The sequence below is a fragment of the Streptomyces sp. NPDC059785 genome, assembly GCF_042732375.1.
In the GTDB taxonomy this organism is placed as follows: domain Bacteria; phylum Actinomycetota; class Actinomycetes; order Streptomycetales; family Streptomycetaceae; genus Streptomyces.
Window position 1 is genome coordinate 1 of sequence record NZ_JBHWHV010000037.1, and the last position, 22,000, is coordinate 22,000.

At 73.1% G+C, this 22,000-nt stretch carries 19 protein-coding genes; 8 read left to right on the top strand and 11 right to left on the bottom strand.

The window, feature by feature from the left end; genetic code table 11:
* Positions 1 to 175: 175 nt before the first annotated feature.
* Positions 176 to 466, bottom strand: a complete 291-nt coding sequence (locus tag ACFV6E_RS25805) for a hypothetical protein (protein WP_385177977.1) — start codon at positions 464 to 466, stop codon at positions 176 to 178.
* Positions 467 to 638: 172 nt separating this feature from the next.
* On the opposite strand from ACFV6E_RS25805, the gene ACFV6E_RS25810 reads away from it, so the two are divergent.
* Entirely contained in the window at positions 639 to 1,208 is a 570-nt protein-coding gene (locus ACFV6E_RS25810; RefSeq protein ID WP_385177979.1) for a hypothetical protein, read from the top strand.
* A gap of 161 nt (positions 1,209 to 1,369) precedes the next feature.
* Here the strand turns inward: ACFV6E_RS25810 and ACFV6E_RS25815 are convergent, their stop codons facing one another.
* The 5 genes from ACFV6E_RS25815 to ACFV6E_RS25835 all read right to left on the bottom strand — a co-directional run bounded on the left by ACFV6E_RS25815 (position 1,370) and on the right by ACFV6E_RS25835 (position 6,958).
* Complete coding sequence (locus tag ACFV6E_RS25815; protein WP_385173256.1) at positions 1,370 to 2,380, bottom strand: LLM class F420-dependent oxidoreductase; 1,011 nt, start codon at positions 2,378 to 2,380, stop codon at positions 1,370 to 1,372.
* Between the two features lie 116 nt (positions 2,381 to 2,496).
* Complete coding sequence (locus tag ACFV6E_RS25820; protein ID WP_385173253.1) at positions 2,497 to 3,276, bottom strand: hypothetical protein; 780 nt, start codon at positions 3,274 to 3,276, stop codon at positions 2,497 to 2,499.
* 157 nt (positions 3,277 to 3,433) lie between these two features.
* On the bottom strand, positions 3,434 to 4,423 hold the full coding sequence (locus ACFV6E_RS25825) for an N-acetylmuramoyl-L-alanine amidase (RefSeq protein ID WP_385464934.1): 990 nt from the start codon (positions 4,421 to 4,423) through the stop codon (positions 3,434 to 3,436).
* A gap of 22 nt (positions 4,424 to 4,445) precedes the next feature.
* A complete protein-coding gene (locus tag ACFV6E_RS25830; protein ID WP_385173248.1) occupies positions 4,446 to 5,096 on the bottom strand; it encodes a class I SAM-dependent methyltransferase in 651 nt (216 codons plus the stop codon).
* A 116-nt stretch (positions 5,097 to 5,212) separates the two neighbouring features.
* A complete protein-coding gene (locus ACFV6E_RS25835) occupies positions 5,213 to 6,958 on the bottom strand; it encodes an MFS transporter (RefSeq protein WP_385173246.1) in 1,746 nt (581 codons plus the stop codon).
* 313 nt (positions 6,959 to 7,271) lie between these two features.
* On the opposite strand from ACFV6E_RS25835, the gene ACFV6E_RS25840 reads away from it, so the two are divergent.
* Positions 7,272 to 8,723, top strand: a complete 1,452-nt coding sequence (locus ACFV6E_RS25840) for an MFS transporter (RefSeq protein ID WP_385173244.1) — start codon at positions 7,272 to 7,274, stop codon at positions 8,721 to 8,723.
* A gap of 478 nt (positions 8,724 to 9,201) precedes the next feature.
* On the opposite strand, the gene ACFV6E_RS25845 is transcribed toward ACFV6E_RS25840, so the two are convergent.
* The 4 genes from ACFV6E_RS25845 to ACFV6E_RS25860 all read right to left on the bottom strand — a co-directional run bounded on the left by ACFV6E_RS25845 (position 9,202) and on the right by ACFV6E_RS25860 (position 12,968).
* Positions 9,202 to 9,834 carry a response regulator gene (locus ACFV6E_RS25845; RefSeq protein WP_385173262.1) on the bottom strand — a complete coding sequence of 211 codons (633 nt, stop codon included), beginning with the start codon at positions 9,832 to 9,834 and terminating at the stop codon, positions 9,202 to 9,204.
* 71 nt (positions 9,835 to 9,905) lie between these two features.
* The gene (locus tag ACFV6E_RS25850; protein ID WP_385173238.1) at positions 9,906 to 11,270 is read right to left on the bottom strand and encodes a sensor histidine kinase; all 1,365 of its coding nucleotides are present in this window, start codon (positions 11,268 to 11,270) and stop codon (positions 9,906 to 9,908) included.
* Between the two features lie 22 nt (positions 11,271 to 11,292).
* Positions 11,293 to 12,009: an ABC transporter permease gene (locus ACFV6E_RS25855; protein ID WP_385173235.1), complete on the bottom strand. Its 717-nt coding sequence runs from the start codon at positions 12,007 to 12,009 to the stop codon at positions 11,293 to 11,295.
* Positions 12,009 to 12,968 carry an ATP-binding cassette domain-containing protein gene (locus ACFV6E_RS25860; RefSeq protein WP_385173232.1) on the bottom strand — a complete coding sequence of 320 codons (960 nt, stop codon included), beginning with the start codon at positions 12,966 to 12,968 and terminating at the stop codon, positions 12,009 to 12,011. The genes ACFV6E_RS25855 and ACFV6E_RS25860 overlap by 1 nt, the downstream gene beginning before the upstream one ends.
* Positions 12,969 to 13,321: 353 nt before the next feature.
* Here ACFV6E_RS25860 and ACFV6E_RS25865 point away from each other — a divergent pair, with 353 nt between their 5' ends.
* Genes ACFV6E_RS25865 through ACFV6E_RS25875 form a run of 3 tightly spaced genes read left to right on the top strand, consistent with a single transcriptional unit; the run spans position 13,322 to position 16,329 of the window.
* Entirely contained in the window at positions 13,322 to 14,179 is an 858-nt protein-coding gene (locus tag ACFV6E_RS25865) for a MaoC/PaaZ C-terminal domain-containing protein (protein WP_385173229.1), read from the top strand.
* Positions 14,180 to 14,218: 39 nt separating this feature from the next.
* Positions 14,219 to 15,295 (top strand): Zn-dependent alcohol dehydrogenase, encoded by a 1,077-nt coding sequence (locus ACFV6E_RS25870; protein WP_385173226.1) that lies wholly within the window; start codon positions 14,219 to 14,221, stop codon positions 15,293 to 15,295.
* A gap of 38 nt (positions 15,296 to 15,333) precedes the next feature.
* Complete coding sequence (locus tag ACFV6E_RS25875; protein WP_385173223.1) at positions 15,334 to 16,329, top strand: 3-oxoacyl-ACP reductase; 996 nt, start codon at positions 15,334 to 15,336, stop codon at positions 16,327 to 16,329.
* A 377-nt stretch (positions 16,330 to 16,706) separates the two neighbouring features.
* Here ACFV6E_RS25875 and ACFV6E_RS25880 read toward each other — a convergent pair whose 3' ends face one another.
* Positions 16,707 to 18,302 (bottom strand): hypothetical protein, encoded by a 1,596-nt coding sequence (locus ACFV6E_RS25880; protein WP_385173221.1) that lies wholly within the window; start codon positions 18,300 to 18,302, stop codon positions 16,707 to 16,709.
* A 510-nt stretch (positions 18,303 to 18,812) separates the two neighbouring features.
* Here ACFV6E_RS25880 and ACFV6E_RS25885 point away from each other — a divergent pair.
* The 3 genes from ACFV6E_RS25885 to ACFV6E_RS25895 all read left to right on the top strand — a co-directional run bounded on the left by ACFV6E_RS25885 (position 18,813) and on the right by ACFV6E_RS25895 (position 21,999).
* Positions 18,813 to 19,664 (top strand): Nif3-like dinuclear metal center hexameric protein, encoded by an 852-nt coding sequence (locus tag ACFV6E_RS25885; protein WP_385173218.1) that lies wholly within the window; start codon positions 18,813 to 18,815, stop codon positions 19,662 to 19,664.
* Positions 19,661 to 20,404 carry a zinc ribbon domain-containing protein gene (locus ACFV6E_RS25890; RefSeq protein WP_385173259.1) on the top strand — a complete coding sequence of 248 codons (744 nt, stop codon included), beginning with the start codon at positions 19,661 to 19,663 and terminating at the stop codon, positions 20,402 to 20,404. Before ACFV6E_RS25885 ends, ACFV6E_RS25890 begins: the two co-directional genes overlap by 4 nt.
* A gap of 68 nt (positions 20,405 to 20,472) precedes the next feature.
* Positions 20,473 to 21,999 (top strand): bifunctional RNase H/acid phosphatase, encoded by a 1,527-nt coding sequence (locus ACFV6E_RS25895; protein WP_385464937.1) that lies wholly within the window; start codon positions 20,473 to 20,475, stop codon positions 21,997 to 21,999.
* Position 22,000 lies beyond the last annotated feature (1 nt).

A 22,000-nucleotide genomic window follows, 5' to 3' on the forward strand; every position in this document is an offset into this window, starting at 1 on the left:
AGGGCGTGTTGCGAAAGTCCCGCCTGCCGCGCGACGCCATGCACGCCCTCTCGCCGCACCGGGCGAAAGCCCGAGTACGTCCAGTACGAGGGCTTGCGCCCGGCACGCCGAGAGCACGCACCTGACGCCGCGCGGCCCGCCCTTCGGGCGAACGACGGGACTTTCGCAACACGCCCTAGTGCCTGCCGACCCGGTTGGCGATGGCGTGCCCGATGAACAGGTACACCACCGCCGCCAGGCCGTAGCCCGCGACCACTCGGGCCCATTCCTCGTCGAAGGTGAACAGGTCGCGCGACCAGCCGGCGAGCCAGGCTGCCGCGTCGTGGACGAACTGCACCAGATCGTTGGCGCGGTTCGCATCGAGGAGATACATCAGGATCCACAGACCGATGATGACGGCCATGACGTCCGCGACTATCGCGATGACCGTCCCCGCGGAGTTGGAAGAGCGATATCGGGGAGACATGACCTACGGATGGCCCCGAATCTCTGTTTGAAACCAGGACGGATTCCGGGCGGGCACCCGGACGGACGCGCCCCGGTGGCCGGGGCCCGAGGGTCCGGCGAGGCTGCCGGGTAAGCCATGCGCTCCCGGCCGACGAGCCGGGAGGCAGCCGACCCTGGAGGCCCCCGTGCCCGTGCCCGCCCGCATCCGACGCCTGCTCGTGGCGCTCACCGTAAGCTGCGTCCTGCTCGCCGGGGCCACGGCGTGCGGCAGTGACGAGAAGCAGACCTCCGCCGTCGCCGCGTCCGCCAGCCCCACCAGCTCCGCCGAGAAGCAGAAGTTCGCCAAGACCCGCTTCGTGGCCAACGCCGGGCTCGCGGCCGGGGCCACCTACCAGTGGATCGTGAAGCCGTACAAGGCGGGCAAGTTCAAGAAGGGCGCCAAGGGCCGCAAGCGGGCCATGGTCAAGGCCGGACTCGCCGGTGCCTTCACCTACAACCGGCTCAAGGCGGCCCGCAAGAACGCCGAGGGCGACCCGACCCTGCGCAAGGCCGTCGCCCCGCTCACCTCGGGCATCGACGGGCTCAAGGATCTGCCGAAGAAGCTGCGCAAGGGCGACTCGACGGACGACACCGTCGGTTCCTTCGAGGGCATCATCAACAAGGTCAAGGACGCGGGGAAGAGCTCGGGTGCCGAGGTCAAGGACAAGGTGCCGTCCAGCTCCGAGCTGACCAAGGGCGCGGAAACGGCGCACGGCTCCTAGTGCCCCAACAGGCAACGTTCGCCCCGTCGCGACGCCCGGCACGCACTCTCGCCGCACCGGGCACAAACCCAAGTACGTCCAGTACGAGGGCTTGCGCCCGGCACGCCGAGAGCACGCACCGAACGCCGCTCCTTGACGGGCAAACGTTGCCTGCCGGGGCGCTAGGAGTTGAGGTCCGCAAGGGTCCGTAGCGTGTGCGGGTCGGGGGAGAGGAGCAGCAGGTCGGTCACCGGGCCCGCGCGCCACAGCGCCAGCCGTTCGGCGATGCGCTCGCGCGGGCCGACGAGGGAGATCTCGTCGGCGAACGCGTCGGGCACGGCCTTCACCGCCTCCGCCCTGCGCCCTTCGAGGAACAGCCGCTGGACCGTCGCGGCCTCCTCGGCGAAGCCCATGCGGGCCATCAGATCGGCGTGGAAGTTACGGGTCGCGTGCCCCATGCCGCCGATGTAGAAGCCGAGCATCGCCTTCACCGGAGCCAGCCCCTCGGCCACGTCGTCGCAGACCAGGGCCCGGACCATGGGCGCCACGAGGAATCCGCCGGGGGCGTCCGCGAGCGAGGTCTCGTACACCGCGGTCCGGGTCGGCGACCAGTACAGCGGGAGCCAGCCGTCGGCGATCCGGGCCGTCTGCGCGATGTTCTTCGGGCCCTCGGCGCCGAGCAGGACCGGGAGCGTCGCGCGCAGGGGGTGGGTGATCGGCCTGAGCGGCCGGCCGAGGCCGGTGGCGTCCGGGCCCCGGTAGGGCAGCGGGTGGTAGCGGCCGTCGAGCGTGACCGGCGCCTCGCGCGCGAGCACCTGGCGGACCACGTCGACGTATTCGCGGGTCGCGGTCAGCGGTGACTTCGGGAACGGGCGGCCGTACCAGCCCTCGACGACCTGCGGTCCGGACAGGCCGAGGCCGAGCATGACCCGGCCGCCGGAGAGGTGGTCCAGGGTGAGGGCGTGCATCGCCGTCGCGGTCGGGGACCGCGCGGCCATCTGCGCGACGGCCGTGCCGAGCAGGATGCGCGAGGTGTGCGCCGCGATCCAGGTCAGCGGGGTGAAGGCGTCGGAGCCCCAGGACTCGGCGGTCCACACGGAGTGGTAGCCGAGCCGTTCCGCCTCCTGGGCCAGCGGTACGGCGTCCGCGGCGGGGCCGCGCCCCCAGTAGCCGAGCGCGAGACCGAGCCGCATGTTCCCTCCACAGCAGGGTGAGTGACGGTGTGTCAGCCGAACGGTGGGAGGGTGAGGGTACGGCAACGGCCCCGCGCCCGGAAGGGCGGGGGGCCGTTGCCGCGGAAGTGTGCGCGTCAGCCGCGCTGGATGCCGGAGGTGTCCTGGAGGACACCGCGGCGCCCGTCCTGCGTCTGGGCGATCAGGCTCGCACCGCGCTGCTCGACCGCCAGGTACCAGGTACCCGGGGCCAGCTCGGCGATCGGGGTGGGCGCGCCGTCCTCCCCGTACAGCGGCCGGGCCACCGGCACCGCGAACCAGAACGGCGAGAAGTCCCCGCCGGTCTTCTGCGCTGCCGGGGTCTGGCCCTGCTGCGGCTGGCCCGGCTGGGCGCCGTACGGCTGACCCGGCTGCTGGCCGTAGGGCTGGCCGGGCTGCTGGGCGCCCGGGTAGCCGTAGCCGCCCTGCGGCTGGCCGCCGTAGGGACCGGGCGCGGCCGGACGCGGCGCGCTGGCCAGCGGGGCCTTCAGCGCGGGGACCAGCGGGGTGGCGATGACGGCGGCGGCCAGGACCAGCGCCGCGATGAAGCCGAGGATCGTACCGGCGCCCGAGTCGAGCTGGTCCGGCATGTCCACCAGGGACCAGAACATCACCCAGGCCACCAGGATGGTGATACCGGCCCCGGCGTCCCCGAGGCTCAGGCCGGCCACCTTGCGCGGCTGCGGCTGGCAGCGTGCGACGACGACCAGAGCGGCACCGATGACCCCGCCCATGTAGAGGCCGAGCCCGTTGCCGAGGCCGTCCCAGGCGTTGATGTCGTCGATGCCGTCGTAGGTGTGCAGGAACGACGCGATGAACAGCAACACCGCTGCTCCGATCACCACGCCGTCGCCTCTAGTGAGGGAGCGGATATTCACTTCAGGTCCTTCGTGTTCGTCTCGTCATCGGTGGAGGCGTCGCTGTCACCATGTCGCCCTCGGGCCGCGGTGTGAAGCGCGGGGGTGGCCCCTCATCGTAGGGACGACATTATCGTCCGTACGATCGAGGTGTCCGCCGGGACCAGCGTGCTGATCGCTACCCGCGCAGGAAACTCACGATTCCCTCAGAGATCCCCCGTGCCGCTTTCTGTCGCCAGGCACCACTGGTCAGCAGTGCCTCGTCATTGCTATCGCGCATGTTGCCGCACTCGATGAACACCTTCGGAACCGTTGACAGATTGAGACCGCCCAGGTCCTTACGCGTGACGAGACCGGTGCCGTCGCCGACGTAGTTGGACGGTGCGCTGCCGGTGGCCCGGACGAAATTGCCCGCGATCCGCTCGCCGAGTTCGCGGGAGGGAGCGACGATCTCCCGGGTGTCCGCGCCGCCCGCGTGGACCGAGCCGGGCAGGATCACGTGGAAGCCGCGGTTGCCGGCCGCCGAGCCGTCCGCGTGCACGGAGACCACCGCGTCGGCGTGCTCCTTGTTGCCGATCTTCGCCCGCTCGTCCACGCACGGGCCCCACTCGCGGTCGCCGTCCTGCGTCAACTTGACCGTGGCGCCCTGCTGTTCGAGGACGGTACGGATCCGGCGGGAGACGTCGAGGGTGAACTCGGCCTCCGCGTAACCGTCGTTGGTCGACGTACCGGTCGTGTCGCATTCCTTGCGGTTCGTGCCGATGTCGACGGAGCGGCCGATCTCGGCCGTGTGCTTGAAGTTGCCGGGGTTGTGGCCCGGGTCGATGACGACGACCTTGCCCTTGAGCGGGCCCGAGCCCGCGGGCCGGGAGGACGGGGACGAGGTGGGTGAGGGCGACCGCGGTTTGCCGTCGTCCTTCCCGCCGTCGGAGCGGGACGCCGTGGGGGACGCGGGGGCTGCGGAGGCGGCGGGGGCGGAGGAGACGGACGGTGACTGCGGACCCGCCTGGTCGGAGGATCCGCCGCCGTCCCCGTCGGCGCCCACCGCCTGCCACACCAGCCAGCCCGCCAGGGCACCGGGCACCAGCGCCGCCACGGCGACGACCAGCGGGCCGCGCCGTGAGCGGCGCGGCGGGGAAGAATCGAATTCAGGACCTGCGTACGACACGTCAGCGACTCTAAACCGGCCGTCAGATCCCTGTCCCCGTTCGCCGCAGGACACGCAGCGAGTCCGTCGCCGATACCTCCGTGAAGGCGCCCGACTCCAGGGCCCTGAGGTAGATCCGGTACGGGGCCTGCCCGGTGAACTCGTCCACCGGATCGGGGAACACGTCGTGGATCACCAGCAGACCGGCGTCGGCGACGTGCGGCGCCCAGCCCTCGTAGTCGCCGTTCGCGTGCTCATCGGTGTGACCGCCGTCGATGAAGACGAGGCCGAGCGGGGTCCGCCAGAAGGCGGCGACCTGCGGCGAGCGGCCGACCACCGCCACGACGTGGTCCTCCAGGCGCGCCCGGTGCAGGGTGCGCCGGAAGGTGGGCAGCGTGTCCATCCGGCCCACCTCGGGGTCGACCGTCTCCGGGTCGTGGTACTCCCAGCCCGGCTGCTGCTCCTCGCTGCCGCGGTGGTGGTCGACGGTGACCGCCGTGACCCCCGCCTCGCGGGCCGCGTCCGCGAGCAGCACCGTGGAGCGCCCGCAGTACGTGCCGACCTCCAGGAGCGGCAGCCCGAGCCGGCCCGCCTCGGCGGCGGCCGCGTACAGCGCGAGCCCTTCGCCGACGGGCATGAACCCCTTCGCGGCCTCGAAGGCCGCCAGGACGTCCGGCTTGGGTGCGGGGGGCATAAAACCTCCGGAGTACGTACGAACAAGGGTGCGGCGGGGTGTCCCATGGTGCACGACACCCCCGTCGCGCGGGCGGCGGGGGTGCGGGTGACCGGCGCCGGTGGGCCGTCCGCCGGTCAGGCGGGTACGCCCGCGTCGCTGCCCGGCAGCGCGAGGTGGACCTCCACCGGGCGGTCGTCGCCGGAGTGGGTCGCCGGCGAGGCCAGGGGGCCGTGGCCCGTGGCCCGCGCGGCCAGCACGTACGTGCCCCGGGCCGGCACGGCCAGCGCGTAGCCGCCGTCCTCGCCGGAGACCGTGGCGCCCGCCTGCCGTCCGTGGGGGTCGATGAGGGTGACCCGGGCGCGGGCGACGGGCGCGCCGTCCGCGTCCAGGACCCGGCCGTGGAAGCCGCCGAGCACCTGCCGCGCCCGTGCCAGTGCGGCGTCCTCCTCGCTGCTGGCCAGCAGCACCGTCGCGGTCGCCCGCTGCCGCCTGGGCAGGAGGAGCGCCATGACCAGGCCGACGGCCACCGCGGCCGTCGCGATCAGGAAGGAGATGCGGAAGCCGTGCAGGGTCGGCACGGCGACGCCGCCCGCCTGGTCGGCCGTGTTCGCCAGCACCATGCCGATGACCGCGCTGGAGACCGAGGTGCCGATGGACCGCATCAGGGTGTTGAGGCCGTTGGCCGCACCGGTCTCCGAGGCGGGCACGGCCCCGATGATCAGCGCGGGCAGCGAGGAGTACGCCAGGCCGATGCCCGCGCCGAGCACCACCGCGATGATCACCGTCTGCCAGGGCGCGCTCATCAGGCCGAGACCGGCGCCGTAGCCGATCGCGATGATCAGCATGCCGATGATCAGCGTCACCTTGGGGCCGTACGTGGCCGACAGGCGCGCGTAGACGGGAGCGGTGAACATCATGGTCAGGCCGAGCGGCGCCACGCACAGGCCCGCCATGACCATCGACTGGCCGAGCCCGTAACCGGTCGACGTGGGCAGCTGGAGCAGCTGCGGCAGCACGAGGGAGACGGCGTAGAAGGCGACCCCGACCATGATCGAGGCGAGGTTGGTGAAGAGCACCGCGCGGCGGGCGGTGGTGCGCAGGTCCACCAGCGGCGCCTTCAGCCGCAGCTCCATCACGCCCCACAGGACGAGCACGACGGCCGCCGCGCCGAACAGACCGAGCGTGGTGCCCGAGCCCCAGCCCCAGTCGCTGCCCTTGGTGACCGGCAGCAGGAAGAGCACGAGCCCCGCGGACAGGCCGACGGCGCCCAGCACGTCGAAGGTGCCCTCCGCGCGCATCGGGGACTCCGGTACGGCGACCAGCGTCAGCACGATGGAGGCGACGCCGAGCGCGGCGGCGAGGAAGAACAGTGCGTGCCAGTCGGCGTGCTCCGCCACCACCGCGGCCAGCGGCAGCGCGAGTCCGCCGCCGACGCCGATCGAGGAGCTCATCAGGGCCATCGCCGAGCCGAGCTTCTCGGCGGGCAGCTCGTCGCGCATCAGGCCGATGCCCAGCGGGATCGCGCCCATCGCGAAGCCCTGGAGCGCCCGGCCCGCGATCATCACCAGCAGGTCACTGGTGAACCCGCAGACCAGCGACCCCACGACCATCACGGCCAGGCTGGTGAGGAGCATCCGCCGCTTGCCGTACAGGTCGCCGAGGCGGCCCATGATCGGCGTGGCGACCGCTCCCGCGAGCAGGGTCGAGGTCATCACCCAGGTGGCGTTGCTGGGTGCGGTGCCCAGCAGCTCCGGCAGGTCCTTGATGACCGGAACGAGCAGGGTCTGCATCACCGCGACAACGATGCCCGCGAAGGCGAGGACCGGCACGACCGCGCCGCTCGGCCTCCGCGTGGGCTGGTCGGTCGTCGTGTGCGTCATTGCGTGGGGCCTCCAGGCCGTTGGTAGGGGCGGACGAGGGGGACGGTGATCCGTACGGGATACGGGGATCCGCGCGGGATTCGGGAATCCGTGCGGGATGCGGTACGTCGATGTCCGTGCAGGGTGAACCCCGTGCGCCCAGGCAACTATTCCGATGGTTCGGGTCCCTAATGATTTCTTGACCTTGTCATGGCAATCTGACGCCAAGTCAGACCCGTTGTGAGGCGCGGGTGTTGTGTGTCCGCCTAGGTCCTGCGGACTACGGCGGGTCCGGGCCAAAAGCCGATGCGGGGGGCGCGGCCCGGTTGAGAGCATGACGCCCATGCTCCGAGCCCCCGAACATCCGCCCGTGTCCCTGCGCGCCGCACCGCCCCTGTGGGTGGTGGTCGCGCTCGCCTGCGCCGGACAGTTCCTCGTCGTCCTCGACGTCTCCGTGGTCAACGTGGCCCTGCCGTCCATACGCGCCGACCTCGGGCTCAGCGGTCCGGGACTGCAATGGGTGGTCAACGCCTACGCGATCGCCTTCGCCGGGTTCATGCTGCTCGGCGGCCGCGCGGGCGACCTCTACGGCCGCAAGCGGATGTTCCTCGTCGGCCTCGCGCTCTTCACCCTCGCCTCACTGGCCGGCGGACTCGCCCAGGAGAGCTGGCAGCTGCTCGCGGCCCGCGCCGCCCAGGGACTCGGCGCCGCCGTCCTCGCGCCCTCCACGCTGACCATCGTCACCTCGTCCGTCGTCGCGGAGGGCGCCCGCGCCCGGGCCATAGCGACCTGGACGGCGGTCGGCGCCGGCGGCGGCGCGGCCGGCGGACTCGTCGGCGGACTGCTGGTCGACGGGCTGTCCTGGCGCTGGGTCCTGCTGATCAACGTACCGGTCGGCGCGGTCGTCCTCGCCGGCGCGGCGCACTGGCTCACCGAGAGCCGGGCCGGCGACGGACGGCGCCTCGACCTGCCCGGCGCCCTGCTGGTCACCTCCGGCCTCGCGATCCTGGCGTACGGCATCTCGCAGACCGAGGCCGAGGGCTGGACGGCGGCCGCCACCCTCGTACCGCTCGGCGCGGGGCTCGCGCTGCTCGCCCTCTTCCTGGTCGTGGAGGCGCGCACCCGGGCGCCGCTGATGCCGCTCCAGCTCTTCCGGCTGCGGTCGGTGTCGTCGGCCAACGCCGCCATGTTCCTGTGCGGTTCGGCCATGTTCTGCATGTGGTTCTTCATGACCCTGTACGCGCAGAACGTGCTCGGCTACTCGCCGCTCGGCGCCGGACTCGCGCTGGTGCCGAGCTCGCTGGCGGTGGTCCTCGGCTCGAAGCTCGCGCCCCGCCTCATGCCGGTGCTCGGGGCGCGCAACGTGACCGTCCTCGGCACGCTCGTCGCCGCGGCGGGCTTCGGCTGGCAGTCCACGATGACGGCGGACGGCGCGTACCTCACCGCCGTCATGGGCCCGGGGATCCTGATGATGGCGGGCGCGGGCCTGTCCGCGACCCCGCTCGCCGCGCTCGCCACCTCGGGCGCCGCCCCGCAGGACGCCGGACTGGTGTCGGGCCTCGTCAACACCTCGCGCACCATGGGCGGTTCGCTCGGGCTCGCCGTCATGTCGACCATCGCGGCGGCCCGCACCGGCGAGCACGGCACGGCACGGGCGCTGACCGACGGCTACGCCCAGGTCTTCCGCACCAGCGCGGTCCTGCTGCTCGCCGGCACGGTACTGATGCTGCTGTGGCTGCCACGCCGCGCGTACCGCGCGGGGGGACCGGAGGCGGCCACGCACTGAGAGGGGCGGGTGGGCTTGCGCCGGGGGCGTGCATCGGTGCGGGTGGTGCGGGTGGTGCGGGTGGTGCGGGTGGTGCGGGTGGTGCGGGTGGTGCGGGTGGTGCGGGTGGTGCGGGTGGTGCGGGTGGTGTGCGGGTGGTGAGGGCGGGGCGTGTCGGCGCCGGGTGCGTGTATGGGGACGGGTGCGCGTGTGGGTGCCGGTGGTGCGTATGGGGCCGGCCGGGCGGTGGGTGCCGGTGGTGCGTATGGGGCCGTCCGGGCGACGGGTGCGGGTGGTGCGTATGGGGCCGTCCGGGCGACGGGTGCCGGTGGTGTACGGGGCCGACCGGGCGACAGGTGCCGGTGGTGTACGGGGCCGGCCGGGCGACGGGTGCCGGTGGTGCGTACGGGCGCCGACGGTGCATGTCGGCGCCGTCGGTGCGCGCCGGAGTCGGTGGTGCGCGCCGGAGCCGGTGGTGCGTACCGTTGCCGCCCGGGCGTCAGAGCCAGCCCTGTTGGCGGGCCTCCCGCATCGCCTCCATGCGGTTGCGGGTGCCCGTCTTGCCGATGGCGGACGACAGGTAGTTGCGGACCGTCGACTCCGACAGGTGCAGCTTGCCCGCGATGTCGGCGACGGTCGCGCCGTCCACCGACGCCTTCAGTACGTCGCACTCACGGGCGGTGAGCGGATTGGGCCCGGCGCTCAGCGCGGCCGCCGCGAGCGCCGGGTCGATCACCGTCTCCCCGCCCAGCACCCGGCGGATCGACTGCGCCAGGTCCTCCACCGGGCCGTCCTTGACGAGGAACCCCGTCGCCCCCGCCTCCATCGCCCGCCGCAGGTAACCGGGCCGGCCGAAGGTGGTCAGGATCAGCACCCGGCAGCCGGGCGTCTGCTCCCGCAGCAGCGCCGCCGCGTCGAGACCGCTCATCCCCGGCAGCTCGATGTCCAGCAGGGCCACATCGGGGCAGTGCGTCAGTGCGGCGTCCACGATCCGGTCACCGGCCGACACCTGGGCCACCACCTCGATGTCGTCCTCCATCCCGAGCAGCAGGGCGAGCGCGCCCCGCATCATTCCCTGGTCCTCGGCGAGCAGCACACGGATGGACTTGGCGGGACGGTGGTCCTGGGGCATCTCGTTCACGGGGCAAGAGTAGGCGGCGGGTGACCGGACCCCGTTCGCCTCTCGCCGTTCGCCTCTCGGTTTCAGGATGTTCGGCCCGGTGCTCCTGTCGCCGTGGTGGCCGCCGGGGCCTGGGTGCCCACGGCGTCCGTGGCGTCCATGGCGTGCGTCTCGTCCGCGGTGCCCGCGGTGTCCACCGGCAGTTCCGCCGTCACCAGGAAGCCGCCCCGTGGTCCCGGCCCCGCCTCCAGGGTGCCGCCCGCGGCCGCGAGCCGTTCCGTGAGGCCCTTCAGGCCGGTGCCGCCGATGCCCAGCTCCGACTCGACGCTCGTACGGGTGCCGGGGCCCGTCTCCGTACCGGTGCCGTTGTCGGTGACGCGGAGGCGGGCGCGGCCGGGGCCGCCGTCGACCGTGATCTCGCACCGCGTCGCCCCGCTGTGCCGGACGACGTTGGTGACGGCCTCGCGAACCACCCAGCCGAGCAGGGCCTCGGACTGCGGCCCGAGCGGCGGGCCCGAACGGCGCACCACCGGATCGACGTCCGCCGCGGACAGCGCCGAACGGGCCCGGTCCAGCTCGGTGTCCAGGCTGCCCTCGCGGTAGCCGGTGACCGCCTCGCGGATCTCCGTGAGGGCCTGGCGGCCGACCGACTCGATGTCCGTGACCTGGAGGAGCGCCGCGTCCAGGTCGCGCGGGGCCAGCCGGCGGGCCGCCTCCGACTTCACGACGATCACCGACAGCGTGTGGCCCAGCAGATCGTGCAGATCGCGGGAGAAGCGCAGCCGCTCCTTCTCGACCGCCTGGCGGGCCAGTTCCTCCCGCGCGGCGCGCAGTTCGCGCACCGCCTCGGAGAGGGAGAGGATCGCCGCCGTGACCATCGTGGACAGGAAGGTGCCGTACGCGACGTTCACCGCGCCCCAGCCGTCCCTGAGCCCGGCGATCAGCGCGGCGAGACCGGACAGACCGAGCCCGGTCCTGCCCAGGTGCCGCCCCCGTACGGTCGCCCCCGCGGCCAGCCCGAGCAGCGGGAAGAACAGCAGCCAGCTACCGCCGTACCCGATGGCGAGTCCGCAGGTCACCGCGCCCATCAGCAGCAGCGCGACCCGGGTGGAGCGGGCCTCGCGCGTCTCCTTCTTGAAGGCGCGGAACACCACGAAGACATAGAGGGAGTTGAAGGCCAGCAGCCCGATCCCGCCCACCCACGGGCTGGGCGTCTTGCCCTGGAACAGGTTCGAGAAGGCGCCCATGCCCATCAGCAGCCAGGGCAGCAGGGCGAAGCCGCTCGGCGGCGGGCCCATCCGCTCCGGCAGCATCCCCTTCTTCTTGGCGGCCCGCTGCTCGGCCTTGTACCGCGCCATATCGGACTTGAACTCCGCCCGCCCCGCCCGCCAGGTGTCGAGGCGGCAGGACATGCCTCTCATCCAGGACACGTTCCTCATCCAGGACATGACCGTGCTCCCCGTTCGCGATTCAGACAGTGCGCGCGACCCTGCGGTACGAGACCACAGCGTACGAGCCGAAGACCAGCAGCCAGGCGGTGAGCACCGCGACCGCCCCGAGGGCCGGCGCGTGCCCGTCGGCTATCGCCGTGCCGAGCTGCGCGAAGCGGTTGGTCGGCGTGTACGCCGACACGGAGCGCAGCCAGCCGGGGAAGAGGGCGAGCGGGAACCACAGTCCGCCGACCACTGCGAGTCCCAGGTTGCACACCATGTTCACCACGCCTGTGGTCTGCGCGGTCAGCCGGTACCCGTTGCCGAGGCCGAGCAGGGTGAAGGGGACCGAGCCGAGCCACAGCAGGACGGCGATCGCCGCCCACTGCCACACGTCCAGGCGTACCCCGTTGACCAGGCCGCCCGCCAGGAGCACCGCGGCGATCGCGGGCAGCACGGTCACCGAGCCGGTCAGCGCCCGGCCGAGCACCACCTCGCGGGGTGTCATCGGTGTGACCCGCAGCTGCCGCAGCCAGCCGACCGTCTTGTCCTCGGCGACCCCGCCGCCGGTGTTCAGGGCCGAGCCCACCGCGCCGTACGCCGCCATGCCCACCATGGAGGCGGTCCGCCAGCTTCCGTCGTCGTCACCGAGGTTGGTGAACAGCAGATACATCATCACCGGCATCGCGATGCCGCCGATGACGAAGCCCATGTCGCGCAGCGTCCGCCGCACCTCGAGCCGCAGATAGTCCAGCATCACACCGTCTCCAGAGTCGAGTCCGCCGAGCCGCCCGTTGCTTCCGCTGAGCCGGCTGAGTCCGCGCGGCTGGTCAGGGCGAGGAAGGCGTCGTCCAGCGACGCGGGGGCGACCTCGAGGCGGCGTACGGCGCCCAGCTCCGCCAGGGCGATCACCGTGGCGTCCGAGTCGTCGGTCCGCAGCCGGGCGCGGTCCCCGCGTATCTCCACGGACACCACCCCGGGCAGCAGCGTCAGTCCCTCGGAGCCGCGGCCCGCCAGGTCGAAGGAGACCAGGCTGCCGCCCGCGGCCCGCCTGAGCTGCTCGCCCGTACCGTCCGCGACGATGCGGCCGTGGTCGATGACGAGGATCCGGTCCGCGTGCGCGTCGGCCTCCTCCAGATAGTGCGTGGAGAACAGGACGGTGTGACCGCGCCGCGCGTACGCCCGCATCGAGTCCCAGAAGGCGTGCCTGGCCTCCACGTCCAGGGCGGCGGTCGGCTCGTCGAGGACGATCAGCGCGGGATTGCCCGCCAGCGCGACGGCGAACCGCACCCGCTGGGTCTGGCCGCCGGACAGCCGGTCGACCCGCCGGTCCGCGAGGTGGGTGACCCCCGCCAGCTCCAGCGCCTCGGCCACGGGCAGCGGCGCGGGATAGCGCCCGGCCACGAAGGTCACCAGCTCCCGGACGGTGACCCGGGGCACCGCGCGCGCCTCCTGGAGCATCGCGCCGACCCGCCCGGCGCGCACCGCGTGCTCCGGGGGCCGCCCGAAGACGCTGACCGCACCCTCGTCCGGCTCGTCCAGGCCCAGCAGCAGCGAGATCGTGGTGGACTTGCCGGCTCCGTTGCGCCCCAGCAGCGCGACGGTCTCGCCGCCCGCCACCTCCAGATCGATACCGTCCACGGCGCGCACCGCGCCGAACGTCTTGACCGCCCCCGTGAAGGACACGGCCTGCGGTGTCCCGGTCTTCTTCGTCATGCCAAGAACGCTACGGGGTGATCGAGAGCGTCGGCAGATGCGGTTGTACTCGATCCGCCGGGACAAATGTCATGGGTCCCGACGACCACCGGAGCTGACGGGTTGTCAGGAGCCTTCCCAAGTATGCAGGGCTGGGCTATACAAGGGATCGCCGGACTGGAACGCGTTCTAGGACGGACGGCGGGCGAGTCCCTCGGCCCGGCCCGGCCCGGGAACGGCCTCGGTACGGCCGACGGTGCGGACGGTCGTACCGAGGTCTCGCGGCCGTCGACGACAGATGCCGCCCGCAGCCGTGTATGCCGTGTATGCCGTGTATGCCGTGTGTCGAGCACCGTCCACCGATCAGGAGCCCCATGCCCATCGACGCCGCCAGGGCCGTCGCCGCCGAGCCCCGTACCGCCGAGATCGCCTGGACCCGCAAGGACGTCCAGCTCTACCACCTCGGCATCGGCGCGGGCGTCCCGGCCACCGACCCCGACGAGCTGCGCTACACCCTGGAGTCACGGCTGCACGTCCTGCCCAGCTTCGCCACGGTCGCGGGCGCCGGTTCCCCGGGGGTCATCAGCGGTCTGTCCATGCCCGGCGTCGACGTCGAACTCGCCAGGGTCCTGCACGGCGGCCAGCGCCTCACGGTGCACCGCCCCCTGCCCGTCGAAGGCACGGCCGTCACCACCTCGCGGATCGCCGCCGTGTACGACAAGACCAAGGCCGCCGTCCTGGTCCTGCGCACCGAGGCCGCCGACGCCGACGGCCCGCTGTGGACGAACGACGCCGAGATCTTCGTACGCGGAGAGGGCGGCTGGGGCGGTGACCGGGGGCCCTCAGGGCGGCTCGACCCGCCCGACGGCGCACCGGACAAGGAGACCGAACGCCGGGTCCGCGAGGACCAGGCCCTGCTCTACCGGCTGTCCGGGGACCTCAACCCGCTGCACGCGGACCCCGAGTTCGCCCGGCTCGCGGGGTTCGACCGGCCGATCCTGCACGGACTGTGTACCTACGGAATGACCCTCAAGGCCGTGACCGACACCCTCCTCGGCGGCGACGTGACGCGCGTCCGCGCCTACCGCACGCGCTTCACCGGCGTCGTCTTCCCCGGCGAGACCCTGCGGATCCGCATGTGGCGGCGGGACGGCGAGGTCCGGGTGGCGGTGACCGCCGCCGACCGTGACGACGCGCCGGTCCTGGCCGACACCCTCGTGGAGCACACCTGACCTGCCCGAACGCCCGTCAGCCCCGAGAGGAGCCGCACCATGCGCGCAGCCGTACTGCACGAGACCGGACAGGACAAGCTCGACGTCCTCGAAGACGTCGAGACGGCGGGATTCGGCCCGGGCAGGGTACGGATCCGGGTACGGGCCACGGGGCTGTGCCACTCGGACCTGTCCGCGATGAGCGGCGTCCTGCCGCAGCCCGCGCCGTTCGTACCGGGGCACGAGGGCGCCGGCGAGGTGATCGAGACCGGCGAAGGGGTCACGCACGTCCACCCCGGGGACCGGGTCGTCGTCTGCTGGCTGCCCGCCTGCGGTGCCTGCGCCGCCTGCCGCCGCGGCCAGACGGAACTGTGTCTGTCCGGCTTCATGAACGCGGGCACCCCCAACTTCAAGCGGCCCGGCGGCGACGTCTTCGGCTTCGCGGGCACCGGCACCTTCGCCGAGGAAGTGGTGGTCGACGCGGGCTGCGCCGTACCGATCCCGGACGACGTCCCCTTCGACATCGCGGCGCTGATCGGCTGCGGCGTCACCACCGGGCTCGGCGCCGCGCTCAACACCGCCGACGTGGCGGCCGGTTCGTCGGTCGCCGTTATCGGCTGCGGCGGCGTCGGCATCTCCGCGATCCAGGGCGCGCGGCTCAAGGGCGCCGCCGAGATCGTCGCCGTGGACCCGGTCGCCTCGCGCCGGGAAGCGGCGCTGCGGTTCGGCGCGACCCAGGCCGTCGCACCGGACGAACTCCCCGCCGCCAAGCAGCGGATCACCGCCGACGAGGGCTTCGACTACGTCTTCGAGGTCGTCGGCAAATCCGCCACCGCCCGCATCGCGTACGAGAACACCCGGCGCGGCGGCACTTTCGTCGTGGTCGGCGCGGGCGCCATGGACGACTTCCTCCAGTTGAACATGTTCGAGCTGTTCTTCGACGAGAAGCGGATCCTGCCGTCGATGTACGGCGGCGGCGACGTCGTCCGTTCCTACGAGCGGACCGTCGCCCTGTGGCGCGCGGGCCGCATCGACCTGGAGAGCCTGATCACGCACCGGGTGCCGCTGGCCGGCATCAACGAGGCCCTGGACCAGATGCGCACGGGCACCGCGCTGCGTACTTGCATCGAGATCTGACCGCCCACCCCGTCACCTCTATGAGGAGCGCGAGCACGATGACACTGCCACAGCCGCAGGCAGGGCCGCCGTCCGGGGCACTGCCGTTGTCCGGGCTCACCGCGATCGTCACCGGTGCGGGCCGGGGGCTCGGCCGGGCGGAGGCGCTGGAGCTCGCCCGGCTCGGCGCGTCCGTCGTCGTCAACGACTACGGGCAGCCGGGCCGGGACGGTTCGGGCGAGGCGTCGGCGAGCCCGGCCGAGCGGACGGCCGCGGAGATCGAGGCGGCGGGCGGCCGGGCCGCCGCCCACTCGGGCGACGTCGCCGACCACGAACAGGCGCGTCTGCTGGTCGAGTTGGCGGTAACCCGCTTCGGCCGGCTGGACATCCTGGTCAACAATGCGGGCATCCTGCGGGACCGGATGATCTTCTCCATGTCGGAGGAGGAGTGGGACACTGTCGTACGCGTCCACCTCAAGGGGCACTTCAACACCACGCACTTCGCCTCGGCCCACTGGCGGGCGCGCGCCAAGGCCGCCGGCGGACCGGTGTACGGGCGGATCGTGAACACCTCCTCCGAGGCGTTCCTCGCGGGCTCCGCCGGGCAGCCCAACTACGCCGCCGCGAAGGGCGGCATCGTCGGGCTGACCACGTCCACGGCCCAGGCCCTGGCGAAGTACGGCGTCACCGCGAACGTCATCTGCCCCCGGGCCCGTACCCGGATGACCGAGGACGTCTTCGCGGGTCTCGCCGAGCCGGAGACCGGGCTCGACCCGCTCGCGCCCGAGCACGTGGCGCCGCTGGTCGGCTATCTGGCCTCGCCCGCCGCCGCGCATGTCAACGGGCAGTTGCTCGTCGTGCACGGCGGTATGGTCGCGGTCATCGAACGCCCGCGGGTGGCGGCCCGCTTCGACACCGGGCAGGACGCCTTCACGTACGCCGAACTGGACACCCTGCTCACCCCGCACTTCGCGGACCGGCCCGGGGGCGAGACGTTCGCGGCGGTGGAGGTGCTGGGGCTGCGGCGGGGGGCGGCGGCTTCGGCGGGTGGTTGATATACGCGGACGATCCACCGGGTCGGATCCACCGGGTCGGATCCACTGGGTCGTACGACAGCCCCGCTCGTCGTGTGACGGGCGGGGCTGGCGGTGGTGCTGTGCCGTGCTCTTCGGCACTGTGTGGTGCTGTGCTGCTCGGGAGGTGGGTCAGGCCGCGCTGTCCGCCTGACCGGACGGCCGGCGGTGACGGCCGCTGGGGGCCGCCTGTCCGTCCTGGGAGGGCTGGGCGGAAACGGGACCGCGGTGCTTCCCGTGGCCCTGGTCGTCCAGTGCCGCAGCCACCCGCGGGTCTTTGGCCGTCATCTCCGTCTTCTGTGCGTCGCTCATTGGAAAGTCCACCCCGTCGACAAGATCCTTCGTACAGCCGGGCGAGTCTAACCGGCGGCCACCGGCCGCTGACCGGCGCCTCTCTCTAACTCGCCCTCGGGAGGCGGGGAAGGGGACGGCGGGGTCGGGGGCACCAGCGGTCCGACGGCGACCCACCGCGCCTGACCCGGATCGGACCTGGCGGGCGCCGCCGGGTCCCGGTGCGTGTCGACGCGTACCCATACGGGACCGTCGCTCGGTTCATCGTCCGGACCGGAGGCCGTGTCGGCCGTAGCCGGTGTCTTGGGCGTTACGGCTCCCGCTTCCGTACCCGCCGTCGCCCGTCTCCTGCCCGCCACCGCCTGTGCCATGAGCGGCGCCTTCTGCAAGGGAACGGGCCGGGCGGCGGCCGATTCCGGCTCCGTCCCGATCGCCTGATCCGGGCCCGTACTGGGAGCCGTACCGGGAACCGTGGGCGCCTGTGCCTCCGTACCGGGACCGCTTCCGGCCTCACCCCCTCCCGCATCCCGCGCGGGCACCGCGATCCGTGCCATCCCGCAGGGCACCGCCTGTGTCGAGTACGGCAGGTGCAACACCCCGTCGGCGGTCCACAGCCCCGCGCCGGCCAGCCAGCCCGCCGGTGCCCGCAGTTGACGGACCTGCCGTTCGCCGGGCCGCCAGAGGCCGAGCCAGGTACCGGCCGGACCGTCCATGCGCAGCGCCACCGCGCAGTTCTCCGGCGTCAGCACCTGCCCCGGCTGGATCGCGAAGGGTGTCACGGAGACGGGCGCGCCACCGGACGAGTACCCGGCGGACGGGTCCCCGGTGGACGGATGCGCGGCAGAGGGGGCGGAGGGGGCGGACGGGACCGTCGGCCGCAGCGCCTCCGGGAAACGGACCGGCAGCGTGCTGCCCAGGACCCCCCAGCCCAGCCGTTCGCACCCCGGCGACGGCGCGTCGGAACGGATCAGCAGCAGCCCGCTGTCCGGGTCCGCGAGCAGCAGCCGGTCCTCGCTCTCCTCGGTGATCTGGAGCAGCGGCGAGAGCTCGCCGCCGCGCGCCAGGTCGATCACCACGGTCTTGGTCCGCCCGGCCTGCCGCCGGTCGAGGGCCAGCAGCCGCCCCGTACGGTCCAGCCAGACCCCGCCGGAACAGTGCCCCGGCACCTCGGCGAGGTGCTCGGGCCCGAAGGCGCCGCCCGCGACGAGCCACACGGTGGTGGTGTGCGGGCCGACGGCGAGGGCGTACGCGCGGTCGCCGGCCGGAGCGGGCGGCAGCAGCCACAGACCGGTGCCGTCGGAGCACTCCACCGCGCCGAGCGGCAGCTCGCCGGTACCGGGGCCGGTCGGGTAGAGCAGCGAGAACAGATGCCGCCCGTCCGCGACGCGATGGATCAGTACGCGCCCGTCGGCCATCGGCAGCACCTCGGTGCCGGGCTCCTCGGGCTGGTGGCCGGGCAGCGGTACGGCGTACGGCTCGGGCCCGGACAGGGTCCAGCGCTCCGGGAACCAGGACTCGCCGTCCACGGCCAGGCGTGCGCCGTAGGCACCGTCGGCGGTGATCAGGCAGCCGGGCCGGGGGGCCCGCTGATGGGCGTTCCGCGTCGTGGACGTTGGGGGTCCCCCCTGCTCGCCGGTCGGAAGGGGGGAGGCACAGGCCGTCATCGTTCGGTCACCTCCAGCGACGAAGCTAGTTTTCGCACGCACGGACGTGGGACCGGCGGACGGCCGCTTCACACATAAGGGTGGCGGTGTTCGGATTCCCCTGAGAAAACCGGGACGTATGTGCTGACGCGAGGGGGCGGGGCGGGGCGGGGCGCGGGAGTGAGGGGGCGGCGCACGGGGCGGGCGTCGCCGGCTGCCGACCTGAAGGGCCGCCGAGCGCGGGTGCTGCCGACCGAGGGGGCCGCCGGTCTCGACGGCTGTCGCGTCAGGCCACCCGTGACCGGTCAGGTCGCCCGTGGCCGGTCGGGTCGCCCGTGGCCGGTCGGGTCGCCCGTGGCCGGTCGGGTCGCCCGTGACCGGTCAGGCCACCCATGGCCGGTCGAGTCACCTGTGGCCGGTCGGGTCACCTGTGGCCGGTCGGGTCACCCCCCGATACCGTTCCAGTCACGCCCGGCCGCCCAGGCCCCCGCGACCGGTCGGGCAGGGACGTGGGCCAGGTAGCCTTTCCCCGTGCCCCGTCTGTCTGAAGTCATCGCCGCGCTCGACGCCCTCTGGCCGCCCGGGACGGCCGAGTCCTGGGACGCGGTCGGCACCGTCTGCGGTGACCCCGGCCAGGAGGTCTCGCGGGTGCTGTTCGCCGTCGACCCCGTACAGGAGATCGCCGACGAGGCGGTCGCCCTCGGCGCCGACCTGCTGGTCACCCACCACCCGCTGTACCTGCGCGGGACGACCACGGTCGCGGCGACCCACTTCAAGGGCCGGGTCGTGCACACCCTGATCAAGAACGACATCGCGCTGCACGTCGCGCACACCAACGCCGACCGGGCCGACCCGGGCGTCTCGGACGCCCTCGCCGGCGCCCTCGACCTTCGCGTCGTACGGCCCCTGGTGCCGGACCCGGCCGACCCGGAGGGCCGCCGGGGCCTGGGCCGCGTCTGCGCGCTCGACCACCCGCTGACCGTCCGCGAACTGGCCGAACGGGCCGCCGAGCGGCTGCCGGCGACCGCGCAGGGCATCCGCGTCGCGGGCGACCCCGACGCCGTCGTCCGCACCGTCGCGGTCAGCGGCGGCTCGGGCGACAGCCTGTTCGACGACGTACGGGCCGCCGGGGTCGACGCCTTCCTCACCGCGGACCTGCGCCACCACCCGGTCTCCGAGGCCCGCGCCGAAAGCCCCCTCGCGCTGCTCGACGCCGCGCACTGGGCCACCGAGTGGCCCTGGTGCGAACTGGCCGCCGCGCAGCTCGACGAGATCTCCGACCGTCACGGATGGGACCTGCGGGTCCACGTCTCGAAGACGGTCACCGACCCCTGGACCGCCCACGCGGCCTCACTTCACACACCTGCAGGAGCCCCCAACTGAACGCCGCGCCCGCCGACCAGATCCGACTCCTCGACGTCCAGTCGCTCGACGTACGCCTCCAGCAGCTCGCGCACAAGCGCAAGTCGCTGCCCGAGCACGCCGAGATCGAGTCGCTGAACAAGGACCTCACGCAACTGCGCGACCTGCTCGTCGCCGCGCAGACCGAGGAGAGCGACTGCGCCCGCGAGCAGACCAAGGCGGAGCAGGACGTCGACCAGGTGCGCCAGCGCGCCGTCCGCGACCAGCAGCGCCTGGACTCCGGCGCCGTCACCTCGCCGAAGGACCTGGAGAACCTCCAGCGCGAGATCACCTCCCTCGCCAAGCGGCAGGGTGACCTGGAGGACGTCGTCCTCGAGGTCATGGAGCGCCGCGAGTCCGCGCAGGAGCGGGTGGCGGAGCTGACCGAGCGCGTCTCCTCCGTCCAGTCGAAGATCGACGACGCCACGGCCCGCCGCGACACCGCGTACGAGCAGCTCGACGGCGACGCGGCCACGGTGACCAAGGAGCGCGAGGTCATCGCGGGCACCGTCCCGGCCGACCTGCTGAAGCTCTACGACAAGCTGCGCGAGCAGCAGGGCGGCATCGGCGCGGCCAAGCTCTACCAGCGGCGCTGCGAGGGCTGCCGCCTGGAGCTGAACATCACGGAGGTGAACGAGGTGAAGGCGGCCTCGCCCGACACCGTGCTGCGCTGCGAGAACTGCCGCCGCATCCTGGTGCGCACCGCCGAATCCGGCCTGTAGAAACGTTGGAGCACGAGGACGCGTGCGCGACGTAGGTACGACGTAGGTACGACGTAGGGACGCGAGACGTGCGGGAGCTGACCGTCGAGGCCGACGGCGGGTCCCGGGGCAACCCGGGGCCGGCCGGCTACGGAGCCGTGGTGATCGACACGGCGACGGGGGAGACCCTGGCCGAGACCGCCGAGTACATCGGCGTCGCCACGAACAACGTCGCGGAGTACCGGGGCCTGCTCGCGGGCCTGCGTGCCGCCCGTGAACTGGACCCGGACGCCTCGGTCCGGGTCCGCATGGACTCCAAGCTCGTCGTGGAGCAGATGTCGGGCCGCTGGCAGATCAAGCACCCCGGCATGAAGCCGCTGGCCGCCGAGGCCGCCCGGATCTTCCCGCCCGCGCGGGTCACGTACGAGTGGATCCCGCGCGAACGCAACAAGCACGCGGACCGCCTGGCCAACGAGGCGATGGACGCGGGCCGCCGTGGTGAACAGTGGTCCCCCGACCGCTCGACGGCGGACCTGGACACGGCCGCGGAGCGCTCCGCGGCCGAGGCCCCGTCTCCGCCCGGGGATGCGGCGGCGGGCGCGGCGAAGGCACGGGCGGCACTGGCGGCACTCGCGGCCCCGACGGCTGGGGCACGCGGCACGCCCGCCGATGCTCGCGTGACGCCCGCCGATGCCTCCGTCACGTCCGTCGGCGAGCGTGCCGTGTCCGACGCCTGCGCCACGTCCGTGTCCGATGCTCGCGCCGCGTCTGTCGGCGAGCGTGCCGTGTCCGACGCCTGCGCCACGTCCGGGTCCGATGCTCGCGCCGCGTCTGTCGGCGAGCGTGCCGTGTCCGACGCCTGCGTCACGTCCGGGTCCGATGCTCGCGCGGCGTCCGTCGGCGAGCGTGCCGTGTCCGACGCCCGTGTCACGGCCGCCGATCTGCGCGCCGCGCGCAACGTGGCCACCGCCGGCGCCCCGCCCGCCGACATGGGCGCGCCCGCCACCTTCGTACTGCTGCGGCACGGTGAGACGCCGTTGACGCCGCAGAAGCGGTTCTCCGGCAGCGGCGGGGACGATCCCGGGCTGTCGGAGGCCGGGCGGGCGCAGGCCGGGCGGGTCGCCGCCGCGCTCGCCGCCCGCGGCACCGTACGGGCGATCGTGTCGTCGCCGCTCGCCCGGTGCCGGCAGACGGCCGCCGTCGTCGCCGCCCGCCTGGGCCTGGAGGTGGCGGTCGAGGACCGGCTGCGCGAGACGGACTTCGGCGCGTGGGAGGGCCTGACCTTCGCGGAGGTCCGCGAGCGCCACCCCGACGACCTGGACGCCTGGCTGGCCTCGGCGGACGCGGCACCGACCGGCGGCGGCGAGAGCTTCGACGACGTCACCCGGCGGGTCGCCGCGGCCCGGTCCGACCTGGCCACCGAGTACGCCGGCCGCACCGTCCTGCTCGTCTCGCACGTGACCCCGATCAAGACTCTCGTACGACTGGCCCTGGGCGCCCCGTCCGAGTCCCTGTTCCGGATGGAACTGTCGGCGGCCTCACTGTCGGCGATCGCGTACTACGCGGACGGGAACGCCACGCTGCGCCTGCTGAACGACACCTCGCACCTGCGCTGAA